The 18,707-nt window shown below is 67.2% G+C and carries 24 protein-coding genes and 1 tRNA gene; 11 read left to right on the top strand and 14 right to left on the bottom strand.

Annotation, left to right across the window (positions count from 1 at the left end):
• Positions 1-452 precede the first annotated feature (452 nt).
• The 3 genes from QNO07_RS27025 (at position 453) to QNO07_RS27015 (ending at position 3,015) form a co-directional block, all read left to right on the top strand.
• Complete coding sequence (locus QNO07_RS27025; RefSeq protein WP_283995158.1) at positions 453-1,418, top strand: anti-sigma factor RsbA family regulatory protein; 966 nt, start codon at positions 453-455, stop codon at positions 1,416-1,418.
• A 174-nt stretch (positions 1,419-1,592) separates the two neighbouring features.
• Entirely contained in the window at positions 1,593-1,763 is a 171-nt protein-coding gene (gene rpmF, locus QNO07_RS27020) for a 50S ribosomal protein L32 (RefSeq protein ID WP_283995156.1), read from the top strand.
• A 4-nt stretch (positions 1,764-1,767) separates the two neighbouring features.
• Complete coding sequence (locus QNO07_RS27015; protein WP_283995155.1) at positions 1,768-3,015, top strand: GTP-binding protein; 1,248 nt, start codon at positions 1,768-1,770, stop codon at positions 3,013-3,015.
• 115 nt (positions 3,016-3,130) lie between these two features.
• Here QNO07_RS27015 and QNO07_RS27010 read toward each other — a convergent pair whose 3' ends face one another.
• On the bottom strand, positions 3,131-3,793 hold the full coding sequence (locus tag QNO07_RS27010) for a response regulator (protein WP_283995154.1): 663 nt from the start codon (positions 3,791-3,793) through the stop codon (positions 3,131-3,133).
• A 34-nt stretch (positions 3,794-3,827) separates the two neighbouring features.
• Between QNO07_RS27010 and QNO07_RS27005 the strand changes: the two genes are divergently transcribed.
• The 3 genes from QNO07_RS27005 to QNO07_RS26995 all read left to right on the top strand — a co-directional run bounded on the left by QNO07_RS27005 (position 3,828) and on the right by QNO07_RS26995 (position 6,424).
• Positions 3,828-5,132, top strand: coding sequence for a sensor histidine kinase (locus QNO07_RS27005; RefSeq protein ID WP_283995153.1), 1,305 nt, complete (start codon positions 3,828-3,830; stop codon positions 5,130-5,132).
• Positions 5,133-5,254: 122 nt separating this feature from the next.
• Positions 5,255-6,001, top strand: a complete 747-nt coding sequence (locus tag QNO07_RS27000) for a DUF4097 family beta strand repeat-containing protein (protein ID WP_283995152.1) — start codon at positions 5,255-5,257, stop codon at positions 5,999-6,001.
• Positions 6,002-6,348: 347 nt separating this feature from the next.
• A tRNA-Arg gene (locus QNO07_RS26995) sits at positions 6,349-6,424 on the top strand.
• 68 nt (positions 6,425-6,492) lie between these two features.
• On the opposite strand, the gene QNO07_RS26990 is transcribed toward QNO07_RS26995, so the two are convergent.
• The 10 genes from QNO07_RS26990 to QNO07_RS26945 form a co-directional block, all read right to left on the bottom strand.
• A complete protein-coding gene (locus QNO07_RS26990; RefSeq protein ID WP_283995151.1) occupies positions 6,493-7,647 on the bottom strand; it encodes a tyrosine-type recombinase/integrase in 1,155 nt (384 codons plus the stop codon).
• Positions 7,647-7,826 carry a helix-turn-helix domain-containing protein gene (locus QNO07_RS26985; protein ID WP_283995150.1) on the bottom strand — a complete coding sequence of 60 codons (180 nt, stop codon included), beginning with the start codon at positions 7,824-7,826 and terminating at the stop codon, positions 7,647-7,649. Before QNO07_RS26985 ends, QNO07_RS26990 begins: the two co-directional genes overlap by 1 nt.
• Positions 7,819-9,159, bottom strand: a complete 1,341-nt coding sequence (locus tag QNO07_RS26980; protein ID WP_283995160.1) for a replication initiator — start codon at positions 9,157-9,159, stop codon at positions 7,819-7,821. Before QNO07_RS26980 ends, QNO07_RS26985 begins: the two co-directional genes overlap by 8 nt.
• Positions 9,160-9,270: 111 nt before the next feature.
• Positions 9,271-9,531, bottom strand: a complete 261-nt coding sequence (locus QNO07_RS26975) for a SpdD protein (RefSeq protein ID WP_502961953.1) — start codon at positions 9,529-9,531, stop codon at positions 9,271-9,273.
• A gap of 47 nt (positions 9,532-9,578) precedes the next feature.
• Positions 9,579-9,776, bottom strand: a complete 198-nt coding sequence (locus QNO07_RS26970; RefSeq protein ID WP_182858428.1) for a hypothetical protein — start codon at positions 9,774-9,776, stop codon at positions 9,579-9,581.
• A 15-nt stretch (positions 9,777-9,791) separates the two neighbouring features.
• Positions 9,792-9,983 (bottom strand): mobile element transfer protein, encoded by a 192-nt coding sequence (locus QNO07_RS26965; protein WP_182858429.1) that lies wholly within the window; start codon positions 9,981-9,983, stop codon positions 9,792-9,794.
• Positions 9,984-10,004: 21 nt separating this feature from the next.
• The gene (locus QNO07_RS26960; RefSeq protein WP_283995148.1) at positions 10,005-10,646 is read right to left on the bottom strand and encodes a DUF2637 domain-containing protein; all 642 of its coding nucleotides are present in this window, start codon (positions 10,644-10,646) and stop codon (positions 10,005-10,007) included.
• Positions 10,647-10,724: 78 nt separating this feature from the next.
• Positions 10,725-12,101, bottom strand: coding sequence for an FtsK/SpoIIIE domain-containing protein (locus QNO07_RS26955; RefSeq protein ID WP_283995147.1), 1,377 nt, complete (start codon positions 12,099-12,101; stop codon positions 10,725-10,727).
• A 1-nt stretch (position 12,102) separates the two neighbouring features.
• Positions 12,103-12,459, bottom strand: coding sequence for an SCO3933 family regulatory protein (locus QNO07_RS26950; protein ID WP_283995146.1), 357 nt, complete (start codon positions 12,457-12,459; stop codon positions 12,103-12,105).
• 207 nt (positions 12,460-12,666) lie between these two features.
• Positions 12,667-13,455, bottom strand: coding sequence for a GntR family transcriptional regulator (locus tag QNO07_RS26945; protein WP_028427199.1), 789 nt, complete (start codon positions 13,453-13,455; stop codon positions 12,667-12,669).
• Positions 13,456-13,572: 117 nt separating this feature from the next.
• Between QNO07_RS26945 and QNO07_RS26940 the strand changes: the two genes are divergently transcribed.
• From QNO07_RS26940 to QNO07_RS26925, 4 genes are read left to right on the top strand one after another with little or no spacing between them, the layout of a single operon-like run.
• Positions 13,573-13,980, top strand: a complete 408-nt coding sequence (locus QNO07_RS26940; RefSeq protein ID WP_283995159.1) for an NUDIX hydrolase — start codon at positions 13,573-13,575, stop codon at positions 13,978-13,980.
• Between the two features lie 45 nt (positions 13,981-14,025).
• Positions 14,026-14,454: an ATP-binding protein gene (locus tag QNO07_RS26935; RefSeq protein ID WP_283995144.1), complete on the top strand. Its 429-nt coding sequence runs from the start codon at positions 14,026-14,028 to the stop codon at positions 14,452-14,454.
• Positions 14,448-14,786: a hypothetical protein gene (locus tag QNO07_RS26930; RefSeq protein WP_283995143.1), complete on the top strand. Its 339-nt coding sequence runs from the start codon at positions 14,448-14,450 to the stop codon at positions 14,784-14,786. Before QNO07_RS26935 ends, QNO07_RS26930 begins: the two co-directional genes overlap by 7 nt.
• On the top strand, positions 14,783-15,109 hold the full coding sequence (locus QNO07_RS26925) for a hypothetical protein (RefSeq protein ID WP_283995141.1): 327 nt from the start codon (positions 14,783-14,785) through the stop codon (positions 15,107-15,109). Before QNO07_RS26930 ends, QNO07_RS26925 begins: the two co-directional genes overlap by 4 nt.
• 305 nt (positions 15,110-15,414) lie before the next feature.
• On the opposite strand, the gene QNO07_RS26920 is transcribed toward QNO07_RS26925, so the two are convergent.
• The 3 genes from QNO07_RS26920 to QNO07_RS26910 are packed head-to-tail and all read right to left on the bottom strand — an operon-like array spanning position 15,415 to position 18,406.
• Positions 15,415-16,113, bottom strand: coding sequence for an MAE_28990/MAE_18760 family HEPN-like nuclease (locus QNO07_RS26920; protein WP_283995140.1), 699 nt, complete (start codon positions 16,111-16,113; stop codon positions 15,415-15,417).
• On the bottom strand, positions 16,110-17,255 hold the full coding sequence (locus tag QNO07_RS26915; RefSeq protein WP_283995139.1) for a GmrSD restriction endonuclease domain-containing protein: 1,146 nt from the start codon (positions 17,253-17,255) through the stop codon (positions 16,110-16,112). Before QNO07_RS26915 ends, QNO07_RS26920 begins: the two co-directional genes overlap by 4 nt.
• Complete coding sequence (locus QNO07_RS26910) at positions 17,255-18,406, bottom strand: TRM11 family methyltransferase (RefSeq protein ID WP_283995138.1); 1,152 nt, start codon at positions 18,404-18,406, stop codon at positions 17,255-17,257. The genes QNO07_RS26915 and QNO07_RS26910 overlap by 1 nt, the downstream gene beginning before the upstream one ends.
• A gap of 35 nt (positions 18,407-18,441) precedes the next feature.
• Here QNO07_RS26910 and QNO07_RS26905 point away from each other — a divergent pair.
• A partial coding sequence (locus tag QNO07_RS26905; protein ID WP_283995137.1) for a hypothetical protein occupies positions 18,442-18,707 on the top strand: 266 nt, incomplete at its 3' end.

Raw genomic sequence — 18,707 nt, 5'->3', positions numbered from 1 at the left:
GGAGGGCTTGCCGCCCCTGCCCGCGCGGGAGGACGGTGCCGGACGGGCGGCCGGGCCGGGCGGGCCGGGCGGGCCGGGCGGGCCGGGCGGGCCGGGCGACAGGAGGCACGCCCGCGGCGGGACGGCATCATTATTGTGTGATCCGTCGCAAAAAGGACGAGAGCGGTTTGCCCAGGCAGCCACGGCGCACACATGGCTTGTAGCCTCTCTAGTCGGCGGAGGCATCACCGCGTGCCGGCAGCCGGGCACCAGGGCCACGGACGCCGGCACCGCCGACGGTCCGGCGCTTCGGAAACCGAGGCAGACCTGCGGCGCGCCTGCGACAGCGGTCGGAGACGGGACGAGGCGGCCGACGGAGCCGCCGCCGAGGAGCGCACGGACCGGCAGGAGTGAACGTCGCGGTCGCCGCCGAAGCTGGCGGCCACCGCCTTGATCGTGGAGGAGGGCACCGAGTGGGCGACGGCAGCACGGCAACCGAGCTCGCGGTGCCGACCGGCGACACCGCCGCCTTTGTCCACCCCGCGCTCTTCTACCGCACCCTGGATGCCTACGTGGCGGGGGTGGGGGGCTTCGTGCGCGGCGCCCTGGAAGCGGAGGAGCCGGTGTTCGTCGCCGTCCCCGGCGACCATCTGGCCGCGCTGCGCGACAGCCTCGGCGACACCGCCGGCGGCGTCGACTTCGCGGACATGACGCAGCTGGGCGTCAACCCCGGCCGGATCCTCTCCGCCCTGCAGGGCTTCGCGGACCAGCACGAGGGACGGCCGGCCCGCATCGTGGGCGAGCCGATCTGGCCGGCGCGCACGCACACCGAGATCCTCGAAGCCACCCGGCACGAAGCCCTGATCAACACGGCCTTCGCCGGCCGAGCGGCGACCATCCTGTGCCCCTACGACGTCATCGGCCTCCCCGAGGCCGTCGTCCGCGACGCCCGGCGCACCCACCCCACCCTCATCGTGGACGGCCGCGACCTGCCCAGCCCGGCGTACACCGACCCGGCGATCGTCTGCGCGGACTGCGACGAGCCGCTGCCCGAACCCGCCGACGCCAGCTCCCTGTCCTACGCCCAGGGGCAGCTCGGCCTGGTCCGGGAGCACGTCGAGCAGTGGTCGACGGGCACCAGGCTCGACCGGGCCCGCCGCAACGACCTCGTGCTCGCCATCAGCGAAGCCACCGCCAACTCCATCGCCCACGGCGGCGGCAGTGGCACCCTGCGCCTGTGGACGACCCAGACCGGCACCGCCATAGCCGAGGTCAGCGACAACGGGCACCTCCGCAACCCCCTGGCAGGCCGCCGCCGCCCGTCGATCACCTCGGCCGACGGGGGCCGCGGGCTGTGGATGATCCACCACCTGTGCGACCTCGTCGAGATCCGGGCCACCGAGACCGGACTGACCCTCCGCCTCCACATCACCCCCTGAGCGACCCCCACCCGGTCGCCGGTCTCCGGCTCACCAGCTCCCCGGCTCTCCGGCTCTCCGGCTCTCCGGCTCTCCGATCAGGCACCCCCGTTTCGTAATGGAATCCATTTTCAGGTAGCGTCTGGCTGCGTTCGTTTGATCCGTCCCGTTCGTCACGTCCTTCGGAGGACAGCCATGGCCGTGCCCAAGCGCAAGATGTCCCGCAGCAACACCCGCCACCGGCGGGCCCAGTGGAAGGCCACCACCACGCAGCTCGTGCCCGTCACCATCGACGGCACGGTCCACCAGGTGCCGCAGCGGCTGGTGAAGGCCTACGAGCGCGGCCTGCTGCACCCGGAGGGCTGAGCACATGGCAGCCGACCGCCTGCCCGTGACCGTGCTCTCCGGATTCCTCGGCGCGGGCAAGACCACTCTCCTCAACCACGTCCTGCAGAACCGCGAGGGACTGCGGGTCGCGGTGATCGTCAACGACATGAGTGAGGTCAACATCGACGCCGCCCTCGTCCGCGGCGGTCAGGCTGCCCTGTCGCGGACCGAGGAACGCCTCGTCGAGATGACCAACGGGTGCATCTGCTGCACCCTGCGCGACGACCTGCTGGAGGAGGTCGACCGGCTCGCCCGCGAGGGACGCTTCGACTACCTGCTCATCGAGTCCAGCGGCATCTCCGAGCCCATGCCCGTCGCCGCCACGTTCGCCTTCCCCCGGGACGACGGCGCCACCCTCGGCGACCTGGCCCGCCTCGACACCATGGTCACCGTCGTGGACGCCGCGAACTTCCTCCCCGAACTCGCCGGCGGCGACGGCCTCGCCGAACGCGGCCTCGACCAGTACGAGGACGACGAACGCACCGTCAGCGACCTGCTCATGGACCAGATCGAGTTCGCCGACGTCATCGTGCTCAACAAGCTCGACCTGGTCGACGCGGCGAGCGCCGACCGCCTCAAGGCCGCCCTCACCCGCCTCAACCCCGCCGCCCGCATCGTTCCCGCCACCCGTGGCGCGGTCCGGGCGAGCGACGTGCTCGGCACGAGCCTGTTCGACCTCGAACGCGCCCAGCAGGCCCCGGGCTGGGTCATGGAACTCAACGGCGATCACACCCCGGAGACGGAGGAGTACGGCATCTCCAGCACCGTCTTCCGATCCGACCGCCCCTTCCACCCCGGCCGCCTGTGGCAGTTCGTCACCGAACAGCTCGACAGCGGCGCCTTCGGGCACGTGCTGCGCTCCAAGGGCTTCTTCTGGCTGTCCAGCCGCCCCGGGGTGACCGGGCTGTGGTCCCAGGCCGGAGCCGTCGCCCGCTTCGAGCCCTCCGGCGCCCGCGACCCGGGCAGCGCCGACGAACAGGGCCGGGAGACCGACGAGCAGGGCCAGGAACTCGTCTTCATCGGCACCGACCTGCGCCCCGATGCCCTGCACGCCGCCCTCACCGCCTGCCTCACCACCGACGCCGACACGGGCGCCTGCGGCGGCACGGGCCCCGCCCCCGGCCCCGGCCTCCCAGCGGACGAGGACCCGTTCCCCGCCTGGGACACCTACGGCATCGACGACACCTGCGACCACGAGCACGAGCAGCCCGAACCCGTGCCGCAGCCCTGAAGCTCCGGGGCGGACGGTGGTCGCAGCCACGGCACCGCCCGCCCCGGTAGGTCGACGACACTGGCCCGTCCTCGCCCTGCCGCCCCTTCCCCGCCAGGGCACCTGCACCGGAACGCTAGCCCTCCGGCGGCTCCCCGTCCCCGTGGCTCGTTCCTGTCTCCCACACCCAGGCGGCGATCCCCACCCGGTTCCGCACCTTCAACTTCTGCGCCAGATGCGCCAGATGCGTCTTCACGGTCCCTGGCGAGATGAACAGTTCGGCCGCGATCTCCAGATTGCTCAGGCCGTCAGCGACAAGACGCGCGACCTCCACCTCGCGTGGTGTGAGCCGCACGCCGGCGCTCGTCGTCCGCCGCGGCGCCCGCAGGGTACGCAGCAGCCGCGTCGTGATCTGCGGGCTGATCAGCGAGTCGCCCTCAACTGCGGCGCGTACCGCCTCGACCAGCAGGGACGCGCCCGACCTCTTCAGCAGGAAGCCGCAGGCACCGGCGCGCAGCGCCGAGTGCACGTACTCGTCCAGGTCGAAGGTCGTGACCACCACGACCCGGACGCCGGGCAGTTCGCCGGCCAGACTGCGGGTGAGCTCGAGGCCGTCCATACGTGGCATCCGGATGTCCGCGAGCAGGACGTCCGGGCGCACCGTACGTGCCAGCGCGAGGGCCTCCTCGCCGTCGCCCGCCTCCCCCGCGACCTCCATGTCCGGCTGGAGGTCAAGAACGTGGCGGAACCCCTCCCGCACGCTTCTCTGGTCGTCCGCTATCAGGACTCTCGTCACCATGCGGTGATCCTCGCACGCAGTATCATCCGGCCGTGTGGGGAAGCAACTCAGCTTACGCAGCTGGCCCGTTCGCGCGTCGGTCCGCCCGGCCGGAGCCGCACTGCTCGCAGTCGCGACCCTGACCGTCGCCTTGCCGGGCCACCCCACGGTGGCCCCTCTCATCCGGACCTCCACCGCCGTGGCCCTGCTCGCCGCTGTGTCGCTCGCCCTCTGGGGGCCGGGGCACAGGTCGACCCGCATCCTGGTGTCGGTTCCGGTCGCGTGCGTCGTCTCCCTCCTGGTCACCTACTGCTATCAGGGACCTGCCAGCAACGTCGCGGCCCAGTGGATCCTGGTGGAGTCGCTGGCACTTCTCGTGCTCGCCATCCCCGCCGTCCGCCACTCAAAGCCGGTCGGAGCGGGCATCATCGCCGTGGCGCTGTCCGCGACGATCGCGCTGCTGCCCCTGCGGATCGCGCTGACCATCGAGCCACCCGCGGGGAAGCAGGAGACGGTCGGGCTCTGCGTGCTGTGGGGTGCGGCTGCGGCCGTCGCGGTCGGAGCCGCGTGCTACCTGCGTTCCCTGGACAGCCGCCGCCGGATCGCCGTCGCGGCCGAGCGCCGCGCGCAGCGTCTCCGTGCCGCCCGGGACCTGCACGACTTCGCGGCGCACGACGTCACCGGGGTGATGGTGCTCGCGCAAGCCGCCCAGGCACTCGCCAAGGACTCACCCGAGCGGGCCCTCGCACTGCTGCCACGGATCGAGATCGCCGGCCTGCACGCGCTGGAGTCCATGGACCGGACCATCCGGATGTTCAGCGACCTGGACAGCGAGCGCGTCGCGGAGACCGCGGACGAGGGGCAGAGGAACAGTGCCAAGCCGCCTCTCGGCCTGGCAGACGTCCCAGGGCTCATCGACCGGTTCAACGCCACAGGGACGATCTCCGCACGCCTCCAGCTCACCGCCCGTGCCCTCGACGGCCTGCCATCGGCCGTCAGCGGTCTCGGATACCGGGTGGTGCTGGAGGGCGTCACCAACGTCCGCCGGCATGCCGCATCGGCGTCCGAAGTGGTCGTCGACGTGCGATGCGCGGACTTCGGTAGCCCTTCGAGTGAAACGCCGGACGTGCTGCTCCCCGCGCTGCGGATCACCGTCACCGACAACGGCACCGGGCAGGTCCCCGGCGTGGCGCCCGTCGATCGCGAAGGCGGTGGCACCGGCCTCGCAGACCTCGGCCGACGCGTCGAGGCCCGGGGAGGCACACTCACAGCCGAACCCCGCACCCCTGCCGGCTGGCAACTGGCCGCCGTCCTGCCACTCAGGCGGCCTCAGCGGCAAGGATCCCCCGGGGCACGGTGACGCCCCGACATGCCGATGCCCTCACAGCGCGGCCCGGATATCTGCCGAACGGCGGATAGCGGCGCGAATCCGATCCGTCCACGCTTGTCGGTATGCACTCACTCACCCGTTGGAGCGCAGGTGTGACGACGCTTGCTGCCGTGCTCAGTCTCAGCAGTTGCGGCGCGGTAGGCGACCTCGACGCCGAACCGCGCAGTGACAGCCGCAGGTTCGACTTCTCCGGCGAGCGCCTGATCGTGGACTCCGGCAGCAACGTCCGCCTCGTGGCAGGGGACGGACCGGGCCTGGCCGTGTCCCGCAAGCTCACCGGCCAGGCCGCCGAAAAGGGCAACGCCGCCTGGAAGCTGGCCGGCGACACGCTTCGGCTCACGGCCAGGTGCACTGGCATGGTCCTCAACTGCAGCAGCGAGTACACCGTCCACGTGCCCGCGGGCGTCACCTTGACCGTGCGCACCCAAGGTGCCGACGTGACCGCCGAAAGCCTGCCCCACCGACTGACCGTCCGCACGGAGTCCGGCAGGATCAAGCTGAGCGAGGGATCCGGCGACCTGCGACTTCGCACCCGGACCGGACGCGTCGACGTGATCGGCTCGCGCTCCGCCGACGTCAGGGTACGCAGTCACAACGCCGACCACTCCCTCACCTTCAGCAAGCCACCACGCCGACTGTCGGCCCACACCGGCATCGGGGACATCGCCGTGACGCTGCCGAAGGGCGGCACCCGCTACCGGATCGACGGCAGGGCCCAGGACCCGCAGACATACCGCGTCGACTTCCCCAGCCACGGTGACGCGTCCCACCGCATCGCCGTCGAGAGCCCCGAGGGCCGGGTACGGGTCAGAGCCGAGGACCCGGGCGCTCACCGCTGACCGCAGACCGCAGACCGCAGACCGCAGACCGCAGACCGCAGACCAGACTGACGCCACCCGCGCGGCCTGCCGCGCGTGGCAGAGGGCGTCGGCGCACCGCGCCTGCCTCGCGCCGTACGTCGCTGCATCACGCTCACACGAGAGACCGTCGTTCGGCGCGCACGTCCGGACGGGGAGCACCGCTCGCCCAAGGATGAGTGGCGACCAGCCCACTCCCATCAGCTACGCTGTCCGTGGTCAGCGGCGCTGCACCTGCCAAAATCCATGCCAGGCATCGTGCTGCGACCCCGACCACCAGGCTTGCACTGCGATCGGCAACACTTCTTCGCCGGTTTTCGGCAGGCCCCGCCTCCGTAGCTCAGGGGATAGAGCACCGCTCTCCTAAAGCGGGTGTCGCAGGTTCGAATCCTGCCGGGGGCACCAGCGCAAAGGCCCCGGACCGATCATGGTCCGGGGCCTTTGACATCCACATCTGACATCAACGAGGGCGGTCACTGACGACCAGGGCGCCTCTTCCTCAGCAGCCGGTCGATGTGGCTCATGGCCTCTCGCTGTGTGTCCTGCACGACGTGCGTGTACACGTCCATGGTGATGCTGATCTGCGAGTGCCCAAGAATCTCCATCACGACGCGGGGTGCGACCCCAGCCGCCGTCAGGAGGGTGGCGGTGCCGTGCCGGGCGTCGTGCAGCCGGATCACGCGGAGGCCGGCGGACTCGGCGACGCGGGTGAAGGACCGGTAGACGTTCCGCGGCTCAACCTGGCGGCCGGTGCGGGTGGTGAAGACGTAGCCCGACTCCTGCCACTGCTCCCCTGCTCTCGCGCGAGCCGCAGCCTGCCGCATCCGGTGCCAGCGCAAGGGCGCGACGCACAGCACAGGCAGCGGCACTGCCCGATTGCGGCGGCTCTTGGGATCGTCGTCGTACAGGACACCTCGACGGCGTTGCGTCTGCTGGCGGACATACAGGACGCGGTTTTCAAGGTCCAGGTCGGACCAGCGGAGGCCGATGATCTCACCCCGACGAAGCCCCATCGCGATGGCGAGCATGAACGCGGCGTAGAGCGGATCTCTGCGGGCTGCCGAGAGGAAGTCCAAGGTCTCATCCAGGCTCCAGGGCTTCGTCTCTCGGCTGTCCGAGCGGGGCGGTTCGACGAGTTTGGCGACGTTACGAGTGATCAGCTCCTCGCGGCACGCCGAGGAGAGAGCGGACCGCAGGACTCGGTGCGATTCCTTGGCGGTCGCCGCCGTGGCCGACTTCTCCAGCCGGACGAGGAAGCGGCGCACGTCCGCGACGCCGAGGGATTCGAGTCGCTTCGCACCGAGGATCGGCACCAGGTAGAGCCGGACGTGCGCTTCGTACTTGTCGTACGTGCTCAGCTTCCGCCGGGGCTTGATCACGTTGTCCAGCCAGTACGGCAGCCACTCGGAGAGCTTGGCCGAGCGGGTGGGCACGGGCACGCCTTGATCCACCTTCGCCAGCAGCTCCCGGCGCTTGGTGTCGCACTCCTGCCAGGTCTTGCCGTAGGCGAACTTGCGTGCCCGGCTGCCATCGGGCTGGAGCACGTAGACGGCGGCCTGGTAGCGGCTGTCCTTGCGTTTGGTGATGGTGCCCGCGCCGTTGGGATTGCGCTTGCGCTGCTGGGCCATCAAGCCGCCTCCGCAATCTGATGGGTGATGAACTCGCGGAGCGCCGAAGCCGGGATGCGGCGGGCACGCCCGATGGTGATGGAGGTCAAGCGGCCGGAGCGGATCAGGTCGTAGACCGTCGACCGCCCGAGTCGCAGACGGACCATGACTTCTGGAACGGTCAGCAGCTCATCAGTCATGTGCTGTGTCTCCTTCCGCGCGGTCGGTGTGCAGTACGTCGGTGAGCCAACGTTCGCCCTTGGTGAGTCCGGTTCCGGCGTAGACCCAGTGGGCGAGGACGAGAGTGGCGGGTGCGGGGGCGTGGGCGTCGTCGCCTCGGGCGATGGCGGCTTGGAGGCGGCGCCATTCGGCGCGTGCCTGGCGGAGGGTGCCGAGGGTGGTGGAGTAGCGGCGGGTCTTGGTGGAGAAGTGGCCGCGGAAGCCGAGCATGTGGGCCCAGGCGCGCAGGCGGAGGTGTTCGAGGTCGCGGCGGGCGCCCAGTTCCCAGCAGGTGCGGATCATGCGGCGTGCGTGGTCGGTCAGGTCGGTGTGGGCGATCTCGGCGAGTAAGCGGATGCGGTGGTCCAGGGCCCCGGTGGCGGTCTCGGCGCCCTTGGTGGCGTACTTGGCGATGTAGCCGGCCACGGCGCGGTCGGTGAGTTCGGCGCCGCCGGTGAAGTCGGCGGAGCGGATGACGCGGATGTCGAGTTGGGTGCCGAAGGTGAAGGTGTGCTCGCGGCCGTTGAGGATCGGGCCGGTGACGCGGGCGGAGTGTGCGGCGGCTCGGATGGCGTCCGTCAGCAGTTCGGCGGTGGCCCAGGCTGGGGGTGGTGTGGTGCCGCCGTCGGGGCCGTCGAGGCGGATGACGGCGTGGAAGTGGACGGCGCCCCGCCGCTGGTATTCGGCGACTTTGGCGAAGGAGACGCGGGCGTGGTGGCGGAGGGTGCGTTGGCTGAGTCCGGCGCGCTTGGCGACCTCCCGGCGCAGGTAGATGGAGAAGCGCCGCCACAGCGCTCCGGCGTGCGCGTTCCAGAGGACTGCGGCTTCGTAGTCGTAGGTGTCGGGGTTGAGGGGTGTGCCGAGGGCGGGGTCGTCGTCGTGGTGGGTGGTGCCGCAGCGGCAGGCCGGGCGGCCGGTGGGCCGGTTGTGGACGGGGCCGAAGCCGGGTGCGGTGAAGGTGGCGAAGACGCGGGGGTGTGCGGCGACGTGTTCGGGGGTGCCCTTGCCGCCGCGCAGGCCGGCGGTGATCAGGTGGTAGGTGTCGCGGCGGTAGGTCTCGGCGCAGGTGGCACAGCGGGTGGCGCGGCGGTTGTTGCAGCGCACGAGGAGTTGCCCGGCGGGGAGGGCGGTGGATTCGAGGTGGTGCAGGACGGGGCCGATCTCGCCGGTGGTGGTGTCGAGTGCGTGTTCCGTGCGGTGTCCGGCGAGGCGGATGGGCCGTGAGCAGCCGCCGAGGGTGGAGAGCTGCCGCAGGAGGCCGGGCAGTTGTCCGTGGGCGGCGAGTCGGCGCAGTTCGGTGCGTGGAGGTGCCAGGTCGCGGGTGATGATGGTGCTTCTCCTTGTCCGGCTTGGTTGTCGGGTGAGGGGTTGGGCCTGCCGGGGCGGTGGATGCTTGGCGGTATCGAGGCCGCCCCGGTGGGCCGCTCAGCTGTGGTGCCGCTGGGAGGTGAGCAGCGAGCGCAGGACGACGGCGGCGACGGCCACGGAGATCGCCGTGACGGCGACGGCGGCGAGCAGCGCGGTGAGGACGACGCCGCCCAGAAGCACGGCGGCGACTGCCTGAGTGCTGGGGGTGGGGAGTGCGCGCCGGGCGGCCGGTTGCGGGTGCTGGCAGGCGCAGGGCCGCGCGGCCGGGTGAGTGACGGGGCTTGAACCCGTAACCGCGGTGGGGTGGTGTGTGGTCATCGTGGTGGGCGGGAGCTGGGGGCGGAGCAGCATGGCGGGGTGTCCTTTCAGTCAGGGTCGGTGCCGTTGACGATGTCGACGCCGGTGCGGGTGCCGGAGTCGATGGCGGGGGCCAGGAAGGTCTGGTTGAGGTAGAAGCCGAAGAGGGCGATGACGGCGACGACCCACAGGCGGACGCCGAGGAACTTGATCGCGGCCCAGGCGATGACGCCCAGGACGAGGACGAGCGGCAGGGAGACGGTCACGGTCGGGATCTCCTGTCAGCGGACGGGGCAGCGGTGGGTTCGGGCGGCGAGTTCGGCGGCGGCGCGTGAGTCGTAGTCGGCGGAGAAGCCGCAGCGGGGTGCGGTGCAGGCGGCGGTGTGCTTCTCGCGGCCCCGGTGGTCGTAGGCGGTACCGACCTGGACGGGCCCGATGCGGGTCACGCGGCGGAAGCGGCGGTTCGCGGACATGCGGTGTGCCTCCTTGGGGTGTCAGGTGAGGTGGGTGGCGATCTGCCGGGCGAGTTCCGGTGGCACGCCGAGTCGGGCGCGCAGGGTGTCGGTGTCGATGGGCTGGCCGGTCCGGTCGCGGTGTGCGGTGGCGACCTTCCGGGCGTGCTCGACCAGCGCAGAGGGCACGGGTGCGCTCGCGGTCGCGGGGGTCGCTTCGAGCGCGGGAGGTGTGGCTGTCTCCGGTGTGGTCGGCGGCGGTGCGGCAGCCGCGTGGTTGGATATCTGCGGTGCTTGGTCGGGGGCCGGTGTCTTGTCGGGGGGCGGGGTGTGGGCGAGCAGGGTTCCGCCGAGGAAGGCGATGGCGGGCCAGCCGGCGACGAGGATGCGGAGCCAGGCGGGCACATCGTCGAGGTCGAGCAGTCCGGCGGTGGCGATGTTGGCGCCGAGCGAGGCGATCAGTGCGGTGAGGAACCAGCACCAGCCCGAGGCGGTGGCGTGGCCGGAGCGCAGGCGCCGCCAGGCAGCGACGAGCAGCAGGTCAACGGAGACGGGGTAGGCCCAGGCTTTCCAGCCGTGTTGTCCGGCGGCTTCGGCCAGGTCGTGCAGGTGGGCGAAGGACAGGGCACCGGCGATCACCGCTTGGATCAGCACGGCGTCGATCCGGGCGAGGTGGCGGCGCATCGCGGGACCTCCTTTCGGTTTGTGGCATGGCGGGGGTAGGGACTCGGCGCGTGGCGCCGGGACTGCTGGGGATGGAGGTCAGCCGGTGACGGGGCGCGGCTTGGTCAGGGGCACGGCCGGTCGGGCCGGGTGCGCGGGTACGTCGGGCCGGAAGGGGGCCAGCGCGGGGACGTGGGGCACCAGGTTGGCGGTGCCCTGGCAGATGGCGGCGGCGTCAGTAAGGGAGAGGTAGGGGGTGCGGATGCGGGTCCAGCCGCCGGAGGTGTCACCGGCGACGGCGAGGCCGGGGCGTTCGGGGGCGAGGGAGCAGGCGGCGTCGACGGCTTCCGGGGCGATGTCGCCGAGTGCCATCTTGGCCGAGGCTTCGTCGTTGACCCGGTGGCAGACCCGGCCGGAGAGCTGGGCGCGCAGCATGGTGGCGCCTTTGCCGAGTTCCGCGCCGAAGCGCTGGCCGCAGACCTCCAGGTAGATGCCGGCGGCCCGGCCGAGCTGGGCGAGGCGGATCAGTTGGGTGACCATCTCGTCCCGTCGTTCCTCGTCCTTCCTGGTGGCGGTGAGGAACAGTTCCGCCACCTCGTCGACGAACAGCACGATCGGAACCGGGCGTTGGCTCTCCGGGAGCCCCCATATGTCGGAGGTGATGTCTTCGTCCGGGGTGCTGGGCGCGATGCCCTGCCGCTGCTTGATCAGGTCGTAGCGGTTCTCCATCTCGGTGACGAGCACAGGCAGCAGCTCGGCTGCCTCGTCGGGGTCGGTGGCCAGGGCGGACAGGCGTGGTGCGAAGGGGGCGAGTTCGACGCCGCGCTTGCAGTCGATACCGACCAGCGCGACCGGCTGCCGAGCGAGGCCGGTTATGAGGTTGCGCAGGTACATGGACTTGCCCGACAGGGTTGCGCCGAGGGTGAGTTGGTGCGGGATCGTCAGGTAGTCGCGGACGAAGGGCAGCGCGTCTTCCCGGAGCGCGACCGGCACGCGCAGGGAGTCGGGCGCGGTCGGCTTGGGCATCCGGACCCGGGCCAGTACGTCGTAGCCGACCAGGCGCAGTTCCACCACGCCCGGCTTGACCGGCGTGACGTGCACGGCGTGGACGCCCCAGGCGTGGCGCAGTCGCTCGGCGGAGGCGGCGACGTCGGCCGGTTCCTGCCCCGGGGCGAGCCGAAGCCGTAACCGCAGGCCGGTGGTGGTCGGCCGGATCAGTCCCCGGCGGGGTGGAACGGGGCGTATCTCGCGGCGGGTGGTGGCGTAGGTGGCCAGGACGCGGAGGCGGGAGGGGGTGACGGTGAGGCCGCAGGAGTCCATGACCGAGCCGTAGGAGGTCAGCAGCCGGAGCACCGACAACGGCAGGCCGAGGGTGTTCCAGTACAGGGCCGGGTGTCGGGCGCGGGCCCAGGCGGCCCCGCCGCCGAGTGCGACGAGGGGGCCACCCAGTTCCAGCAGTGTCAGCAGGTCGGACACGTCAGGCTCCCGCGTCGACCATGGCGGGGACGGCACCGGCGGTGACGGCGGCAGCCCGGAACGCGATGCCGTGACGCTGCTGCCCGTTGAACACCGACTCCCACGGCCGGGCGACCAGGCCCGGCAGCGAGACCGGCGCCCCGAGCGCCAAGCCGTCAGTGACGCCGCTTTCCGGGACGGTGACGTGGATCAGCGAGGACTCTCCTTCGTCGATGAAGACGACGCCGACCTTCATCAGCGCCTCACCGCTCACGGCGTCCTTGGCGATCTCGCCGGTCTGCCGGTCGCGCACCTTCGGCTCGGGGGCTTCGGTCAGCAGGATCGTTGCGGTGGACGTCTCAACTCGGATGGAACGCACGGGATGTGTCTCCTCAGGCATAAGCACCCCCACTGCATCTAGTCGTCTAGACAAGTTACAGCGGAGAAGCGAGGTCGAATGGAACGCGAACCACTGTGCCATACGTCTTGCCCACTCGTCTATACGAGTATGCCTGTCGGTGTGTACGAGTTGAGCGAAGCAGCACGCCCCCCGACGATCCGTCAGCATCCCGCCTACCCTGGCCTGTCAGGTGGCGGGGAGGTGGTAGTTCAGGACGTAGGCGTCAGCGGCCATCACCGTGTCGCAGACCTCGACCGCGCGACCCTTGGTGTCGAACGCGGTGCGGATGAGGTGGATGACGGGCACGCCGGAGGCCAGGCGGAGCGTCTTGATCTCCAGCGGCGAGGGCATGCGCGCCCGGATCTCCTCGTCGAAGTGGTCGAGCTTGTGGCCCAGTTCTTCCAGTCGGGCGTAGATGCCGCCGGGGCCCGGGTTGGGCTGGGCGATCGGGGTGTCCCGGGCCAGGTCCAGCGGGAGGTAGGAGGTGGCGAACTCGACCGGGCGGCCGTCCAGCAGGTAGCGGCGGCGACGGGCCAGTACGCGCCGCGGGGCGCCGAGCCGGGCGGAGATGTCCGGGGTCGGTCGCTCTTCCTTGACCTCCAGGTTGTCGACCTCGGGGCGACTGCCGGCGGCTTCCGCCTCCACAGTGAAGGCCGACTTGCCCTGCTCGCGGTGACGCCGCGCGAACCGGTCCGAAGCCAGACGCCGCACAGGCGGACGCGGCCGGACAAAGACACCCTTGCCGTGTTCGGAGGAGACCAGGCCCTCACTCTGGAGCATCGACAGCGCATTGCGCACGGTCATGCGGGAGACGCCGAAGTGCTCGACCAACTCCGATTCCGAGGGCAGCTTGGCCCCTTCGGCGAAGCGCCCCTTGTCGATGGCCTCTCGCAGTTGGTCGGCGATCTGCCGGAACACGGCCCGGTCACTGGTCGGGTCCAGCGAGCCGAGCGTGCCCGAGGGGAGAGCGGCCATGGGTACTCCTTTAGATATCTAGACGAGAGGCTATGTGTGGTTGCTACGGTGGAGAGCCTAGCCAGCCGAACGGATCAAGGAAGCCCAGACGTGACGACAGCCGAGCGCCCGCACTCCGTGAGCGTCGCCGGGGTGATCGTGGACGACCACGGTCGCGCCCTGCTGATCAAGCGACGCGACAATGGGCACTGGGAGCCGCCCGGTGGTGTGGTCGAGCCTGGCGAGACTCTTCCCGACGCCCTCCAGCGCGAAGTCCTGGAGGAGACCGGAATCAAGATCGCCCTTCCGGCGACCCTGACCGGCGCCTACAAGAACATGACGGGCCTGATCGTCTCCCTCGTCTTCCGCTGCCAGGCCATCGACGGCCAGCCCACCACCGGCGACGAGACCAAGGCCCTGCGCTGGGTCACCCGCGACCAGGTCGGTGAGCTGGCGAACGAGGCGTACGCGATCCGGGTACTCGACGCCCTGGACGCGGTGTCGCCGCCGGCCATCCGCGCGCACGACGGCGTGAAACTCGTCTAGCACCAACCCACTGTCCATTGCGGCCACCAGCACGGGAGAGCTTGTATGGATGAGTATACGAGCAGGGTCCGGGTCTGGGAACTCCTCTGCCCAGGAATCCCCGAAGAGGTGACCCGCGCCCGCCGCTGGACCCGCGACATCCTCACCGACTGCCCCCGCGCCGACGACGCCGCGTTGATCGTCACCGAGCTGGGCGCCAACGCCGTCACCCACACCACAAGCCCCGACTTCCGCGTCACCATCCACCGCACCGACCACGGCGTCACCCTCACCGTCACCGACCGAGGCACCAGCACCAGCGGCCCCCACCTCACCCAGCCGGCGCCCGACGACACCCACGGCCGCGGACTGGCCATCGTCGCGATGCTCACCACCGAGCTGGCCGTCACCCGCCACGCTCACGGCCACACCGTCACCGCCCACCTCCCCGAGCACCAGCCACAGCGGGTGAACAACAAGGCCACCGCATGCTGACCGCGCCACCGCTGCGAGCCGCGCCGAGTTGCTGGGCCGAAGCCTTGGCCTACCTCCCCGCGGAACACCGCACCATCCCCCTCGGAGCACGGCAGGCCACCACACCTCGTTTTGCCCTGCGCTGGTTACGCCATCGCGCGGCACACATCGCTGACCAGCTCGACCCGTGGGAGGCCGGGCCCGCCCGGCACTGGCTCCACGACCACGCAGAGCACGAGCACGCGTTGGCCGTCCTCACCCGGGGCGGCAGCTACACGTTCACCGCGTTCGACGACACCACCCGCTACCTCCTCACCGCCGGCCCCGCACACCCCCAAGGACACCGACCATGACCCAGCCCACCGAACCGGCCGACGAGAACGAGATCCTGTACCGGTACGAAATCACGACCGCCATGAACAGCGTCATCCGCGCCTGCCAAGAAGTCGTCCACCGCCACAGCAGCCTCAACAACTGGGCACCCGCAGGCACCAGCGACCCCATGGCACCCACACACCGCGACCTCATCGACAAAGCCCGCAAAGACGTCCTCAACCGCCTCCACCTCGTCGTCCAGGCAGCAGAGACCGTCGCCTACGAGATCGAACGCCACCGCCAACGCGTAGCCCACAACCGCAACCGGGCCAGCAGCAGCGACAGCGACCAGAGTGAGTAACAACTTTCTCTACGTCTTCAAGGCGGCTCGCTCCGCTCACCGCGCGCGGCCCGGCCCCCGGCCGGGCCTGCGCTCCTGTCTCCGCCCCGCTCCAGCCCGACCGGGGGCCGGCGCCGCGCTTACAGCAATCAGCTGCCTGAAGCCAGCGAGGGGGGACCGCCGTGGCTGGGGCGGTCAGGCCCAAAGCCTGCCCGAGTTGCCACCCAGCGTACGACCCCCTGATCATGCACGACCCCAAACCGGGCAGGCTACCGGCCAAACCCGCTCCGCCGCCCTGGGCGAACTGGCAACTGGTTGCACAGCGATCAATCGACCTCGATAGCGCCTTTTCGGAACCATCCGCTGGAAGCAGCCAGCGTGATCAGGCGAATCAGATCTTTCATGAATTGTTCGCATTTTTGTCGGTGTGCGTCAAACATTCCAGATGAGATTCGTTCGCGTCGACTACCGTGCGCAATATCATTCCGTGCATTTTTGACAAACTCGATAGAACTATATTGCGGATTAGAGACCTGGCTAGTTGGAATGGCAAGCATATACAGGCAGCGCCTCAGAACGTCACGCCCTAGGTTCATCTCCATTGATGCGACTACCTCAGAAAGGAGAGTCACAGGAGAATCCGCTATGGAATGCATTTTTTCAACAAAAGCAACCTGATTCTTAGCCCGTCGGGTTAGCCTGCCATCCTCGTCCTTATCTGCATCCGAACTAACATTTTTGCGAACAGCTTCAAATTCTTCCGTCAAGGCGGCCGCCATAAGCTGAGGCTGTAGGTCCCTGACCATCAGCGACTCGCCATTAATTGCGTCTACGTACACCGCGAAGGCGTTTCGGGTAAATCCTTCAAGATGCGCATACTGCATTACCAGGATTGTGCGCATTGACGCCGCAGACCACTGATCGCGAGGCTCATCCCCTAACAGTCTGTTCTTTAGATGACGAAGCTCATCTAGTCGCCAAACAAGGTCTTCTTCCAGCTCGGCTTTAAGCTCTGCAATATTCAATCGAGAGACCTCTCAAAACGCTTCGAGAAATACTCGATGCGAGCGCGCAGGGCGTTGCGCTCGTTTTTTCCGCCGCCAGTCGCCTTGAGGAATTCCCTATCAGCCTTGCCGACACGAACTACTTCGGCTAGCGCGCTGATACTTTCAGAGTTCTCTGGATCAACTGCGTCAACAACTGACTGGAGTCCGAGGACGATTCCTTCATAGTGGTAAACCGAGAACTGGGCTTTCGGTTGACCTCCTACGGTCATAGTGCCGAAGATCTTCGACCCATAATCCAGGGACTCTGCGATCTTCTTAATCACCAAGAACGTCTTCTCGAAGACTCGCTTTTCACTTTCGTAATCGAAATGCGTATCGATGACAGGGTCGGATACGTCTTCCAAGTAGTCCGTGAGGAAATCGGCAATATCATGCTTGTACAGGTGTCGCACATTTTTGAACGCGAAGAACCTGAGCACTAGCTCTTGGTCAAATTTGCGCTTCTTCGCATTCTCAGTGATAGCATCCACCGAGTACGCAAAATTGGCGTCTTTGCTCAAATCAACAATGAAGTGATTGAAATCATTTGCCAGGAGTCGGATCGTTGCATTTCTGACCTCTTGCTCGGCAAGCCTCTCCCCGCCAGTATTCAATCTCTTGAACATGTAGTAGCGGAGTCGCGGGTCGCTTTCCTTTCTGAGGATTTCGGCCCTGATGTAACTCCTCTTTAGCTTGATTTCGAGGGCTCGCGGCAGATCCGAATACGTCTTACCATTGAGCTCTTCGACGATATCGCAGTCTGAAAGAACCAGGGGGTCGAGAAGCTCACCATCGATCTCCAACTGGCCCCTGAAATGAAGGAAGGAAGAAATCCGCTGCAAGCCATCGATTAGCTCATAAATTCTGTCCTCCCTCTCGATCAGAAAAATTGGGGGGATAGGGAGCTCGAGAAGTAGGGATTCGATGAAGCGAGCTTGTCCACCTTCAGACCAGCGGAACATCCTCTGGAAATCTGGGTCGATGATCAGCTCTCCGTCGGCATGCATGTCGGCTAGTTCGTTAAAGGAGAAGTCTAGGCTCTGTGTACGAACTGCCGAAATCTTCTTATCGACGGCCTGAATAAGCTCATCGGGTGTGGCGAACGTTTCTTCCCTCGTCACTACTTTTTCCTCCTTAGCGTGACGACACTCTCCGCCACATCACCTTTGGCATAAGTGCGTGCCGACGTATTCAGCGAGGTAAGTAGCCTTCGCACGGGAAATTCTTCCCTGTCTTCAAGTACCCACCCTCGAAGCTCTGCTTCATCGATGCAGATATCCGCCAACGGAACTGGAATATCCTTATAATAGGAATCCTGAATCACTAGATGCATAACGGTGCCAACCTTGGCGACCCTCGTGATTTCGCTAAGCCCTTGACTCAGGTCCCTTAGGTATTGTTGTGTTTGTTTTAGGTAGTAGCCAGTAGATGCTTTGCTTCGATGAGACTTAACATCTTCCAGCAGTCTCTTCCCAACAGTGCCGAAACGCTCAGAATCGGCCTCTTCTTTGCGAATCAATGTCGTACCCATCAGAGATGAGCGGATTGATCGGTCCTCGAATACATTGGTCCCTAGAACTGCCAGTTCCCTCGAATAGGCAACCGCGTAATCGATGCGAGTTAGGTAGGGAGGCGACGTCAATACGAAGTCAACGGATGCGTCGGCAATTGGAAGCCGATTGGCGTCCGCTGTAAGTAGAGCAACTTCTGAGTTTGTTCGCGTCGAGCCAAGCAACTTTCGTTGCAGGAATTTCTGCTCTGTGACCACAAGCCGATCGACTTCGCTTGGCGAAATGCAGACCAAGTCTGAGTCACCCTTGGCTCGCTTAACCCAAGTCGGGTTACTTCCCCCAAACTTCTTTGTAAGCACTCTCACTGCCCTAAAAAGGGCCACCATGCCCAGGGCGCGGCTCCCAGGAGAACTTTCAGAGAAACTATCCGTCCAGTCACGAATTCTCGCAACCGTCTCAACGCTAAACCAATTTCCCAGCGGGTCATTGGTTCGATCGGCGTGCATCGATGAAGCCGGCGCGACCTCGATCGGGTTCGTGCTTAGTGGTGTCAGGCAACGAAGATACGCCACCAAATTAGCGATAGGGTTGCGATCTGTTCCGATAGACTTATGACCGTTAAAGTTCGCCGCTAGGGTGGTAGTCCCGCTCCCATTCCATGGATCCAGAATGGTGAATTCATCCCGACATTCGACTTCGCGGATCTTGCTACATGCCCACTCAAATGAGAAACCTGCATAGTATGGAAAAGCGTCAGCCATTCCAACAGATTCCGTAGCGGGTCTTTTAGGGGACAGTGAACCTCTTACGATTTGGCCAGGGGGATTTTGCCCAGAGGAAAGAATCAAGCCCTCCTGAGCGCGATTATTATGAGTGTAATCAGCCTGGCCTGCCACAAGCCTTCTTTCTTGATTTGCATGATATCGACCACTCTATTCTATCTCACGGAATGGAGTCATTTGTCAACTACATGCTGCGCTTCTCAAGACGCCAGGCAAGCAGGGCGGTTTCAAAGTCTTGTCGATCAACGATCCGTGCTGGTCACGGCATCGTGACGATGGG

Source organism: Streptomyces sp. 549 (genome assembly GCF_030124175.1).
Taxonomy (GTDB): domain Bacteria; phylum Actinomycetota; class Actinomycetes; order Streptomycetales; family Streptomycetaceae; genus Streptomyces.
This window is presented reverse-complemented; position numbering and strand designations above follow the sequence as displayed.

Excerpts from the sequence above, each read along its gene's own strand:
- QNO07_RS26975 (WP_502961953.1), bottom strand. The coding sequence starts at position 9,531 with ATGACCACACACCACCCCACCGCGGTTACGGGTTCAAGCCCCGTCACT.
- QNO07_RS26925 (WP_283995141.1), top strand. The coding sequence starts at position 14,783 with ATGACCCAGCCCACCGAACCGGCCGACGAGAACGAGATCCTGTACCGG.
- QNO07_RS26945 (WP_028427199.1), bottom strand. The coding sequence starts at position 13,455 with ATGGCCGCTCTCCCCTCGGGCACGCTCGGCTCGCTGGACCCGACCAGT.
- QNO07_RS27010 (WP_283995154.1), bottom strand. The coding sequence starts at position 3,793 with ATGGTGACGAGAGTCCTGATAGCGGACGACCAGAGAAGCGTGCGGGAG.
- rpmF (WP_283995156.1), top strand. The coding sequence starts at position 1,593 with ATGGCCGTGCCCAAGCGCAAGATGTCCCGCAGCAACACCCGCCACCGG.
- QNO07_RS26960 (WP_283995148.1), bottom strand. The coding sequence starts at position 10,646 with ATGCGCCGCCACCTCGCCCGGATCGACGCCGTGCTGATCCAAGCGGTG.
- QNO07_RS26965 (WP_182858429.1), bottom strand. The coding sequence starts at position 9,983 with ATGTCCGCGAACCGCCGCTTCCGCCGCGTGACCCGCATCGGGCCCGTC.
- QNO07_RS26910 (WP_283995138.1), bottom strand. The coding sequence starts at position 18,406 with ATGGCTGACGCTTTTCCATACTATGCAGGTTTCTCATTTGAGTGGGCA.
- QNO07_RS26990 (WP_283995151.1), bottom strand. The coding sequence starts at position 7,647 with ATGGCCCAGCAGCGCAAGCGCAATCCCAACGGCGCGGGCACCATCACC.
- QNO07_RS26935 (WP_283995144.1), top strand. The coding sequence starts at position 14,026 with ATGGATGAGTATACGAGCAGGGTCCGGGTCTGGGAACTCCTCTGCCCA.
- QNO07_RS27015 (WP_283995155.1), top strand. The coding sequence starts at position 1,768 with ATGGCAGCCGACCGCCTGCCCGTGACCGTGCTCTCCGGATTCCTCGGC.
- QNO07_RS26985 (WP_283995150.1), bottom strand. The coding sequence starts at position 7,826 with ATGACTGATGAGCTGCTGACCGTTCCAGAAGTCATGGTCCGTCTGCGA.
- QNO07_RS26930 (WP_283995143.1), top strand. The coding sequence starts at position 14,448 with ATGCTGACCGCGCCACCGCTGCGAGCCGCGCCGAGTTGCTGGGCCGAA.